A 10251-nucleotide genomic window follows, 5' to 3' on the forward strand; every position below is an offset into this window, starting at 1 on the left:
CGGCACGGCACGCGGGCTCCATTGGCGCCCTGATGCTGCGGCGCGTGCGATTGGGTTTTCGCCTGCTGTATTGAGCATCACAGCCGGCGCGCATGAAGGTCGGCCGTTCCATCTGCTGCCCTGGCAAGTCTTCTGCAGTGGGTCGCTGTTCGGCTGGCGCATGGCGAGCGGCCGCATGCGCTTTCGATCTGCTTGGGTCGAGACTGGGAAGGGACAGGYCAAAAGCCCATGGATGGCGGCCACCGGGCTGTACATGGGGGGCTTCTACGGCGTGAAGCGTGCCGAGGTTTATTCCATCGGTCAGGATCGCGCGACGGCGAACGTTCTGTTTAAAGACGCAGTTGCCATGTGCCGCGCCAATATCCCCGGCGGCGAGGAAGACGAAGACGACTCGCTCGTTTCACGCTGCGAAGTCCTTATCCGCGGCGAAGGCGACAACGCTTGGAAAATCGAGTTTCCGGACTCGGGAAGCAAGTTTCAGTCGCTCGCGAATGGCGAGGCCATCTCCGGCCCGCGCCCGACGCTGGTGGCGGCCGACGAGATCCACGAGTTCAAGTCGAATACCTCGATCGAAACGTGGAAACGTGCCATCGCAAAGATGCCCGGCGATGCCCTGATGTTGCTCGGCACGAACACACCGGCTTCGACACAGATCGTCGGCACCGACTACTCGGAGTTCTATCAGAAGGTCACCACCGGCGAAGTTCTCGACGATGAGGCTTTCGCCTTCATTGCTCGTGTCGACAAGGCCGATCGTGAGAAGGTGTTCGACAACGAGGATTGCTGGCCAAAGGCACTGCCGGCGCTTGGCACTACGTTTCCGATTGAGAATATCCGCGGTGAGGTCAATACGGCGCGCGTGCTGCTGTCGACGGCGTTTTCGGTCAAGCGGTTGTACTTCGGCATTCCGATCGGGTCGGCGGATTTCTGGATTGCCGAAGAAGCTTGGGCGGCAGTGCAAGCGGCTGTCGACGTAAAGCAGCAGAAGGGTCGCAAGTGTTGGCTGTCGCTCGATCTGTCCGACAAGAATGATCTGACCGCGCTGACTGCGATCTGGATTGGAGATGACGGGCATCTCTACGCAAAGACCTGGTACTGGACGACACAAAGCGGGCTGAAAGAGCGCGCGCTCGCCGACAACGCTAAATACGTTGAGTGGGACGCGGATCCGGCAATAGATTTCACTGCGGTGCCTGGGGCCGTGATCGACAAGACCTTTGTTGCAGCCAGGGTGAAAGAGCTCGTCGCTGAACACGACGTGCAGTTTCTGGCATTTGATCCGGCCGGCATGGCTGATTTCATTGCGGCGTGCGAGGACATCGGGTTTCCGGTGTGGCGTTTCAAAGGCCCGGATGAGCCCGAGGGTCGGGGCCTGAAGCTTATCGCCCATGGCCAAGGCAAGCGCATCGTCTTCGAAGACCGCGCTCTTTGCATGCCGCGCTCGGTAGAAAAATTGGAAGACCGCATCCTTGCCCGAACGATCACCATCGACAATTCGCCGGTGACCTACATGTGCGCCGGTAACGCATTCCTCGACAGTGACGGCCAGGGCAACCGGGCGTTCGACAAGAAGCGATCTCGCGGTCGCATCGACGGTCTGGTCACAACGGCGATGGCCGCCGGTGCCGCTGACAATGAGCTCGGCGGGGCACCTGCGACGTCACCCTGGGATGATCCCAACTTTAAATATCAGGCGGCCTAATGGGTATCTTCGGACCAAATCAACGCCAAATCGAAGCAGCCGTCTCAGCCGCGCTCGAAAAGCGCGCATCGATCGAAGACCCAAGGGTTCCGATCTCGTCTGCGAGCATCGTCGAGTTCCTGGGACTGCAGGGTGTCTCCACTACAGGCATCACCGTGACACTCGAGAGGGCGCTTGGTGTGCCGGCGGTCTGGGCAGCGGTGAATTTCCTGTCAGGCACTCTGGCCGGTCTGCCATTGCATCTATTTCGCCGGATGGAAAAGGGGCGCGAGAAGGTCAAGGGCGGTCTTGCCACCATCTTGCACGACGCGGTGAATGACGAACTGTCGTCGTTCGACTGGCGGAAACACGTGTTCGATCAGGTGTTCACCGGCGGTAGGACGTACACGTTCATCGAGCGCAACGCACTCAACAAGGTGACGAACCTTTGGCCATTGGAGCCAGGCAAGACCACGGTCAAAAGACAGGAAGGGCGAAAGTTCTACGAGCATCGGGACGGCCGCAAGACGCACCGATATGAGGCGGCCGAAATCATCGACCTCGCATTCATGCTCAAGGCTGACATGTTGGGGCATCGTTCACCGATCCTGTCGAACAAGGATGCCATCGGCCTGGCGATAGCGGCCACAGACTACGGCTCGAAGTTCTTCCAGAATGGAGGCGTACCGCCGTTCGTGCTCACTGGGCCCTTCAACTCGCCCGGCGCTCTTGAGCGGTCCAGCGCCGACATGGAATTGGCCGTCCGTGAGGCGGCAAGCAAGAAGAAACTGGCGCTCTCGGTGCCGACTGGCCACACGCTTACGCCGATCGGCGTGGACCCCGAGAAGAGCCAGCTCGTCGCCCTCCAGCGCTTCGTCATCGAGCAGATTGCCCGCATTTATTCCCTGCCTCCTGTCTTCTTGCAGGATCTCACCCACGGCACATTCACCAACACCGAACAGCAAGACTTGATGCTGACGAAGCACACCTTGCGACGCTGGATTGAGCAATTCGAACAGGAGCTGAACCTGAAGCTCTTCGGCCGAGGCAACAACCGACAGTACGTCGAGATGAATGTCGACGGTCTCCTGCGCGGTGATTTCAAGACCCGCATGGAAGGTTATGCCCGCGCGATCACCACTGGCCAGATGTCCCCAGATGAGGCGCGCGAGATGGAAAACCGGCCAGCACATGGAGGTGCTGCCGCCAAACTTCACATGCAGGGCGCAATGCTGCCGATTGACAAACTTGGGCAGGTGCCGGTTCGCGGAATTGGTGACAACGGCGGCCCGCCATTGGACGAGAACGAAGGGAAGAACGACGATGCAGCGTGAAATCCGCGGCGGTCTACCCGCCGAGTTTCGGGCCGATGACGGTGCGGTGAACGTCTCTGGCTATGCAGCTGTGTTCAATCAGCCGGCCATCATAGGCAGCCTGTTCAAGGAGATCATCCACCCAGGCGCTTTCCGCGCGGCAATCGGGCGGGACGACGTGTCGTTTCTGATCAATCATACTGGACTGCCGCTGGCGCGGACTCGGTCGGGCACTTTAACGCTTGCCGAGGACGGCCACGGCCTCAAGGTCGACAGTTCACTGGATGCAACCGATCCCGACGTTGCCCGGATCGTGCCCAAGATGAAGCGCGGCGACCTCGACAAGATGTCGTTTGCGTTCCGGGCAACCCGACAGGCATGGGACGAAACCGGGGACATTCCCATTCGCCATGTCTACGAGGTGGATCTCTTCGACGTCTCTATCGTCGTTGATCCCGCCTACGACGGTACCGAGATCGGCCTCCGGTCGTTGGAAAAGCACCGAGAACAGCTTCGTAAGACCCAGAATTTCCATGCGGCGGCAGCACGTCGGCGCATGCGAATGCACCTCGCCCTCAGAGAGCGAGAGAACGGCAAGTAGCCCCTGCTGCTGCCTATTCACCATCACGACAATCCGGAGAAACAGAATGAGCACTCAGCTTAAAGAGCTGCGTGAGCAGCAGGCTCGTATTGCGACCAACGCTCGCGCAAAGTTCGACGAGATCAAGACCGAAACGCCGGCGGAACGCGCTGCCGAGATCGAAGGCGAATTCGACCGCATGATGGCCGAACACGACCAGATCGGCACGCGCATGGAACGCCTCCAGAAGCTCGAAGATGCCGAAAAGCGTACCAACGCCGGTGACCCGCGTCGGCCAAAAGGCGGCGACGGTGAAGTGCGCAACGGTGATGGCGACGGCGTGATTGAGTACAAGGACGTGTTCACCAAAGCGATGCGCTTCGGAGTCGCCGAACTGGCTCCCGAGGAGCGTAGCGTCCTGGTGTCCGGTCGCTCGCGCGACAAGGAAGTCGAGCTTCGCGCCCAGGCTACGGCGCCAGGCACCGCGGGCGGCTATGCCATTCCGCAGGGGTTCTCTGCCGAGATCGACAAGGCTCTTGCTGCTTGGGGGCCGATGCTCGACGAAAATGTCGCGCGCCAGTATCCGACCGCCAGCGGTAATCCTATCCCGTGGCCGACCAACGATGACACCGCCCAGCGCGGCGAGCAGCATACCGAGAACGGCGCTGTGACCGACGATGGCAGCGGCGATGTCACATTGGGTCAGAAGACGCTCAACGCCTACCTCTATGACTCGAAGGTCGTGAAGGTGTCACTCGAGCTCTTGCAGGACAGCTTCTTCTCCATGGAAGGACTGCTGACCGATTTGTTYGGCGAGCGGCTTGGGCGTACCGGCAATGACGTTCTGACCGTCGGCGACGGAACCAACAAGCCATTCGGCGTGGTTGCGGCCTCGTCGCTGGGCAAGACCGCTGCGGCGGTGGCTGCGATCACCGGTGACGAGCTGATCGACTTGCAGCATTCGGTTGACCCTGCCTATCGGTCATCGCCGAAATGCTACTGGCAGTTCAATGACACCACGCTCGCCTCCATCCGCAAGCTGAAGGATGGCCAGGGCAACTATCTCTGGGCGATGGGCGACGTGACCAAGGGCGCGCCGGATTTGATCCTGGGCAAACCCTACAAGGTCAACCAGGCCATGGCGTCGCTCGCCACCGGCAACAAGACTGTGATCTTTGGTGATCACAGCAAGTACATCGTCCGTCGTGTCGGCGACATGCAGATGATCGCTCTGCGCGAACGCTACATGGACGCGCTCCAGGTCGGCTTTATCGCCTTCATGCGCCTCGACGGCGAACTGCTGGACAGCCGGGCAATCAAGCACCTCAAGCAGGCCTGATTTTGGCTCATCAAGGCGGGCGGCTCCGGTCCGCCCGCTCTATGAACCAAAGGAGAATACAATGACCGATACCAAATTCGTGAAAGTGAAACTGCACCTGAGCGGCGATATCCGCATGGTTCCGGTCGAGGAAGCTACGGTGCTGTTTAGTGCAAAGCGAGCGTCGCTTGTGCGCGATGAAGCGGCTCCGGAGAAGGCAGTGAAGGTTGCTCCGGAAAAGGCGCCTAAGGGTCCGCGTGACCAAAAGGCAGAGCCGGCGCCGGAACCATCGACCGAGGTGGGCACGGCAGACATGCCCGAGCTTGCCGCCCCGACGGCATAGCCATGTGGAACCGGATCGAGCGCATTGCTCAGCCCGCGGCCGAGGCGCTGACCTTGGCCGAAGTCAAAGAGCAGCTTCGGATCGACCAGGGCAATGACGACGACAAGCCATTCCTCGAGCGGTGCATCAAAGCTGCTCGGGAAATGGTCGAAGGACCGGACGGTGCCGGTATTGCAATCATGTCAGCTGGCTGGCGCCTCAAACTCGAGTGCTTCCCTGCAGAAATCCGGATACCAATGGGCCCGGTCCTGTCGATCGAAGCCATCAAGTACATGGACGCCACCGGCACGGCTCAGACGCTCAGCGCCGGTGATTATCAATGGCGCGCTGATCGGTTCGAGGCGTTCATATCGCCTGCCTATGGCAAGGCATGGCCCGCCGCGCGCCAGATGTATGATGCGGTCACGGTCGAGTTCGTAGCTGGGTTTCCTGGCACCGGTGCCGATCCGGTCGACCTGAAGATGATCCCTGAAAGCCTGCGCATAGCGATGCTGATGCTGATCGCGCATTGGGATGAAAACCGCGAAACTTCGGTCGTAGGTGAAGTGCCTGCCGAGATCGCGTTTGGCTACGAAGCCATCGTGAACAGGTTCCGTGTCGGACGGATCGCGTGATGTGGGTCCGCTTCACCGCTGTGTTCCGCTGGTCGCCGCCCGAACTCAACAACACCTGGTCACAGGTCATTCAGCCGTCGACGCAGAATGTGACGACGGCATGCGGCGAGGCGGCGATCGCAGCCGGGAAAGCGGTGCCCACAAAGGCACCCCGAAAGGGTCAGGCTATTTTGCCTTGCGAACCTTAGCGGCTGGCTTTGCCGCTACAGCGGCGCCGGGCTTGCGTCCGAGGCCCATCGTCTTGGCTAGAGCCGAACGTGCGGCCGCATAGGCCGGTGCGACCATAGGATAGTCCGACGGCAGGTTCCACTTGGTACGGTATTCGTCAGGCGTCATGTTGAAGTGCACTCCCAAGTGGCGCTTGAGCGACTTGAACTTTTTGCCGTCTTCGAGGCAGATGAGGTAATCGTCTGTAATCGACTTTTTGATCGATACGGCTGGCACCTGCTTTTCTTCTGGCGCGGTCTGCGGCGCTTTCAAAGTTGTCAGCGACGCATGAATGCTGGCAATCAAGCTCGGCAATTCGGCAGCGGGAACTGGGTTGTTCGAGACATAAGACGAAATAACGTCTGCAGTTAGTTCGATCAACGCGTTTTGATTTACCAGTTCCATATCAGACATAATTCGCTCCAGTAAGTAAGGCCAGCGGCTTTACTACAGCGCTAAGTCCTCCAAAACAAGAGACTCGTTGATGGTCAAACGTTCGGGCGCCGGCCAACTGAGAAATCGTATCCACTGCCAGGTCAAGGGACCGGCGACCGACGAATTCAACAATCCGGTTCCGGGTGGCAGTGTCTGGGCAACACAGTTCACGGTTCGCGCCGGCTTTCGTCCGCGCAATGGCGGCGAGACCGTCATAGCTGGCCGATTGCAAGGTGTGCAGCCGTATATCGTCACGATCCGGCAGAGCAGCGTGACGCGGCAGATTACACCCGGCTGGCGACTGGTCGACGCGAACGATGCCAAGCGCATTTTCAATGTGAAGTCGCTGGCCGATCCCGACGACAGGGGCGCATGGCTGGAGTTGCTTGTCGAGCAGGGGACGGCGAGCTGATGGCGATCAAGGCCAAGATGCTCGGTCGCGAAGCTGTCATGCGCCGATTGCGCAAGCTTGTGCCGGACGCCGAGAAGGAAGCGGCAACGGCCCAGCTTGAGGCCGCGACAGAACTGGCGACAGCAATCGAAATGAGAGCTCCACTCGGTGAAACCGGTGATTATCGCGCCAGCATCGAGGGGGGACGTCTGGCCGACAAGTCGCAGAAGGCTGTGCTCGGATCGACCTCGAAAGACCCGAATGCAACCGGCATCTTCGCTGACTACGTCTGGCGGTTTCTGGAGTTCGGCACCATCAAGATGGCGGCCCAGCCGCACGTCTTTCCAACCTATCGCGGCATGAAAAAGCGCATCCGCCGCAAAGTGGCGGGGGCGGTCAACAAGGCAGTCCGCAAGGCGAAATCCTAATGGCCTCACCTCAACGCGAACTGGTCGGAACCGCAATGGCGCGGCTCCGGGCCGCACCGGCCGTGACGGCGCTTGTCGGGGCACGCATCAACTATCGCCGGCCAGAAACGGAAGACTTTCCGCAGATCGCTGGTTTCGACACCTTTGGCATTCGAGACGACGCCACTTGTGTCACCGGTACCGAGATCACCATGAACGTCCATGTCTGGACGCGCGACGGGATGGACCCGCTTCAGGACGCTCGTGCCATTGCGCATGAGGTGGCCGTCGCGTTGCATGACTATCCGCTCGCTCTGCCGTCAAACCACCTCGTGACGCTGGAGCACCGAGGCGAGCGCGTCTTCTACGACCCGGACGGCCTCACCGGCCATGGTGTCGTCGAGTTTCGAGCGATCACGCAATCCAACTGATCCCGGCGCTGCCGGACCATCCCACGAAAGGAAACGACCATGCCCCAGCAAAAGGGACGTACCCTGTTGATCAAAATCGGCAATGACGACGCCGATCCCGGCCCGGAGACCTTTTCCAATCTCTGCGGCCTGACCACTCGCAGCTTCAGCATGTCCGCCAACGACGTCGATACGACTATTCCAGATTGCAACAACCCTGGCGGCCCAGTCATCAAGACAGGCGAGCCTGGCATCCAGAGCCGCACATTTTCCGGCAACGGCAAGTTTGTTTCCGGCGCAAACTCGAAGAAACTTCTCGACCATGTTCGTGCTGGAGAGGTTTTCAACGCCCAGATCATCGTTCCCGGCGACGGCACTTATACAGGCCCCTGGTACGTGACGGATTGGGAATTCAGCGGTGAAATGGAAGGCAACATGGACTTCTCCGCTACGTTCAACCCGGCAAGCCCGCCAGCCTTCGTTGCCGAGGTTTGATCATGTCGGATATTTCCGTCAATGGCGCGCGGGGCGAAGTTGCCTTACGCGTCGGCTCCGTGGATCTGGTCATCGCGGCCGAGATCGGGCGGCTTGCTGCAGTGTCGACTGCGCTGGACTGCAAGTCGTTCGTTGATCTGTATCAGCGCCTGCTCGGCGTGGAGATCGCTGCGACAATGGCCGGCGTCCAGCATCTGACCATTAAAGGCGACGCGGCGGCGGCTATGCGAGAGTTGAAGCTGCGCGACTTTCCAGCCTGCAAGACCGCATTTGCCACAGCCCTCGGTCACCACCTCGGCGATGACGCGGGAAAAGTCGGAGCCGCCGGCGAGGCGGCGCCAAGACGTCGTCGAATGAAGGCCTAGAAACCCTTCCATGGCGGGAGTGGCTGCGCACGGCAGTTGGCCCGCTTCAATGGCGCCCAGTCGACTTTTGGGCGGCAACGGTCGGCGAGTTCTTCGATGCGATCGATGCGTTCAATGAGATGCACCGTGGACCGGCACAACCGGAAGCGCCGAGCGATGACGAGATGGCGAAGCTGCTGGAGAAGTATGGCTGATGGCCCAAGACCTTGAACAGCTTGTTCTGTCGATCTCGGCAGATACTGCACAAATGCGAAGGGCACTCAAGAAGCTCGAAGGTGACACGAGTGCCAGCACCAAGAAAATCGAACGTCAGTTTGATGGTCTCGGCAAGAAGATCGGGCGTTCATTCGATGGTATCGGGCGCTCGGCAAGAGGCATGGTGGCCGGCCTTGCTGCCGCTTTTACCCTTCGTGAAGCGCAACAGCTTATTGATGCCTCCACCCGCATACAAAACGCGCTGAAAGTCGCCGGCCTCCAAGGCGCGGAGTTGACCCGGGTCTATGATCGGTTGTTCGAAAGCGCCCAGCGGAACGCCGCGCCGCTCGAAAGCCTGGTGACGCTTTTTGGCCGAGCGGCAATCGTCCAGAAAGAACTTGGCGTTTCGACCGAAGAACTGCTCGGTTTCACCGACAATGTCGCCCTGGCGCTCCGGGTGGCTGGAACCGATGCGCAGACCGCGTCTGGCGCGTTGCTGCAATTGTCGCAGGCGCTCGGCTCTGGCACGGTTCGAGCTGAAGAGTTCAACAGCATCCTTGAGGGTGCCTTGCCTATCGCCCAGGCGGCGGCGGCTGGCCTGGATGAGGCGGGCGGCTCGGTTGCCAAGCTTCGTCAACTGGTAGTGGACGGCAAGGTCTCGTCTGAGGCGTTCTTTCGATCATTCGAAGCCGGTAGTGCGACGCTCAAAGCCAAGGTCGCGGACGCAGCCCTTACGACGAGCCAGTCAACCGAAAAACTCTGGAACGCACTCATCAAGGCCGCCGGTGAATTCGATAAGACCACGGGGGCCAGCCAGCGATTTGCCGGAGGCCTCTCAAATATAGCTGACGCTATCGCGGCATTCGACATGTCCGGCTTCATTGCCGAGATACAGCGCGGCGGAGACGCCTTGGAGACGTTTCTGAACAGGGTCGGAAACGCCAATATCTTCAAGAATTTCAATGATTATTTCGGGCTCAACAGCCCGGAAAATCTCGCCAAATACGGTATGACCCGCTCGCCTACTATCGGGCCTGAAAAGGTCGCCGTCGCAAGCGGCAAGGGCGAGGCTGTCACCAGCCCGGTTGATCGTCGCATCGACGAGGCCTTTGCAACCCCGACCAAGTCGACTGTGTCACTGAAGGATTTCGACCCACCTGTCGGGTCCGGGAAAGGCAAGAAATCCGCCAAGGAACGTGCCGACGAATATCAGCGACTGTCGCAGCGCATCGCCGAAACGACGGCCGAACTGGTCGCCGAGACTGAAGCGCAGCGCCAGCTCAATCCGCTGATCGATGACTATGGCTATGCCGCCGAGAAGGCGCGCATGGAACGCGAATTGCTGAACGCGGCCGAGGAAGCTGGCAAAAAGATCACGCCCCAACTACGGGCTGAGATTGCCGCGCTTGCCGATCAGTATGCGACCGCCGGTGTCGAAAGCGCCAAGCTGGCCGATAGCCAGGATGAACTTCGATCGCGCATGGAGGACTTCAGGAG

General features: G+C 60.0%; 13 protein-coding genes. 12 read left to right on the top strand and 1 reads right to left on the bottom strand.

The annotated features are described in order from the left end of the window. The 6 genes from AC1DUU_RS12525 to AC1DUU_RS12550 all read left to right on the top strand — a co-directional run. Positions 1-1702: terminase large subunit (locus AC1DUU_RS12525; RefSeq protein ID WP_476783745.1), on the top strand; the 1702-nt coding region annotated here is incomplete at its 5' end. Continuing rightward, entirely contained in the window at positions 1702-3015 is a 1314-nt protein-coding gene (locus AC1DUU_RS12530) for a phage portal protein (protein WP_476783746.1), read from the top strand. The genes AC1DUU_RS12525 and AC1DUU_RS12530, both read left to right, overlap by 1 nt. Beyond that, positions 3005-3595 (top strand): HK97 family phage prohead protease, encoded by a 591-nt coding sequence (locus AC1DUU_RS12535; RefSeq protein WP_476783747.1) that lies wholly within the window; start codon positions 3005-3007, stop codon positions 3593-3595. Before AC1DUU_RS12530 ends, AC1DUU_RS12535 begins: the two co-directional genes overlap by 11 nt. A 46-nt stretch (positions 3596-3641) precedes the next feature. Continuing rightward, positions 3642-4913 (top strand): phage major capsid protein, encoded by a 1272-nt coding sequence (locus AC1DUU_RS12540; RefSeq protein ID WP_476783748.1) that lies wholly within the window; start codon positions 3642-3644, stop codon positions 4911-4913. A 61-nt stretch (positions 4914-4974) separates the two neighbouring features. Next, entirely contained in the window at positions 4975-5235 is a 261-nt protein-coding gene (locus AC1DUU_RS12545; protein WP_476783749.1) for a hypothetical protein, read from the top strand. A 2-nt stretch (positions 5236-5237) separates the two neighbouring features. Then, positions 5238-5849 (top strand): head-tail connector protein, encoded by a 612-nt coding sequence (locus tag AC1DUU_RS12550; RefSeq protein ID WP_476783750.1) that lies wholly within the window; start codon positions 5238-5240, stop codon positions 5847-5849. Positions 5850-6014: 165 nt separating this feature from the next. Here the strand turns inward: AC1DUU_RS12550 and AC1DUU_RS12555 are convergent, their stop codons facing one another. Next, positions 6015-6470: a Ros/MucR family transcriptional regulator gene (locus AC1DUU_RS12555; RefSeq protein WP_476783751.1), complete on the bottom strand. Its 456-nt coding sequence runs from the start codon at positions 6468-6470 to the stop codon at positions 6015-6017. 70 nt (positions 6471-6540) lie between these two features. Here AC1DUU_RS12555 and AC1DUU_RS12560 point away from each other — a divergent pair, with 70 nt between their 5' ends. From AC1DUU_RS12560 to AC1DUU_RS12585, 6 genes are all read left to right on the top strand, one after another. Beyond that, positions 6541-6903, top strand: coding sequence for a head-tail adaptor protein (locus tag AC1DUU_RS12560; protein WP_476783752.1), 363 nt, complete (start codon positions 6541-6543; stop codon positions 6901-6903). Continuing rightward, positions 6903-7310, top strand: a complete 408-nt coding sequence (locus AC1DUU_RS12565; protein WP_476783753.1) for an HK97-gp10 family putative phage morphogenesis protein — start codon at positions 6903-6905, stop codon at positions 7308-7310. The genes AC1DUU_RS12560 and AC1DUU_RS12565 overlap by 1 nt, the downstream gene beginning before the upstream one ends. Then, positions 7310-7720 (top strand): DUF3168 domain-containing protein, encoded by a 411-nt coding sequence (locus tag AC1DUU_RS12570; protein ID WP_476783754.1) that lies wholly within the window; start codon positions 7310-7312, stop codon positions 7718-7720. The genes AC1DUU_RS12565 and AC1DUU_RS12570 overlap by 1 nt, the downstream gene beginning before the upstream one ends. A 39-nt stretch (positions 7721-7759) precedes the next feature. Beyond that, positions 7760-8194: a phage tail tube protein gene (locus AC1DUU_RS12575; RefSeq protein WP_476783755.1), complete on the top strand. Its 435-nt coding sequence runs from the start codon at positions 7760-7762 to the stop codon at positions 8192-8194. Positions 8195-8196: 2 nt separating this feature from the next. After that, complete coding sequence (locus AC1DUU_RS12580; RefSeq protein ID WP_476783756.1) at positions 8197-8559, top strand: hypothetical protein; 363 nt, start codon at positions 8197-8199, stop codon at positions 8557-8559. 193 nt (positions 8560-8752) lie between these two features. Further along, a partial coding sequence (locus AC1DUU_RS12585; RefSeq protein ID WP_476783757.1) for a tape measure protein occupies positions 8753-10251 on the top strand: 1499 nt, incomplete at its 3' end.

This window comes from Aminobacter sp. P4_H6_2 (genome assembly GCF_056400805.1).

Excerpts from the sequence above, each read along its gene's own strand:
- AC1DUU_RS12530 (WP_476783746.1), top strand. The coding sequence starts at position 1,702 with ATGGGTATCTTCGGACCAAATCAACGCCAAATCGAAGCAGCCGTCTCA.
- AC1DUU_RS12535 (WP_476783747.1), top strand. The coding sequence starts at position 3,005 with ATGCAGCGTGAAATCCGCGGCGGTCTACCCGCCGAGTTTCGGGCCGAT.
- AC1DUU_RS12545 (WP_476783749.1), top strand. The coding sequence starts at position 4,975 with ATGACCGATACCAAATTCGTGAAAGTGAAACTGCACCTGAGCGGCGAT.
- AC1DUU_RS12550 (WP_476783750.1), top strand. The coding sequence starts at position 5,238 with ATGTGGAACCGGATCGAGCGCATTGCTCAGCCCGCGGCCGAGGCGCTG.
- AC1DUU_RS12555 (WP_476783751.1), bottom strand. The coding sequence starts at position 6,470 with ATGTCTGATATGGAACTGGTAAATCAAAACGCGTTGATCGAACTAACT.
- AC1DUU_RS12560 (WP_476783752.1), top strand. The coding sequence starts at position 6,541 with ATGGTCAAACGTTCGGGCGCCGGCCAACTGAGAAATCGTATCCACTGC.
- AC1DUU_RS12565 (WP_476783753.1), top strand. The coding sequence starts at position 6,903 with ATGGCGATCAAGGCCAAGATGCTCGGTCGCGAAGCTGTCATGCGCCGA.
- AC1DUU_RS12570 (WP_476783754.1), top strand. The coding sequence starts at position 7,310 with ATGGCCTCACCTCAACGCGAACTGGTCGGAACCGCAATGGCGCGGCTC.
- AC1DUU_RS12575 (WP_476783755.1), top strand. The coding sequence starts at position 7,760 with ATGCCCCAGCAAAAGGGACGTACCCTGTTGATCAAAATCGGCAATGAC.
- AC1DUU_RS12580 (WP_476783756.1), top strand. The coding sequence starts at position 8,197 with ATGTCGGATATTTCCGTCAATGGCGCGCGGGGCGAAGTTGCCTTACGC.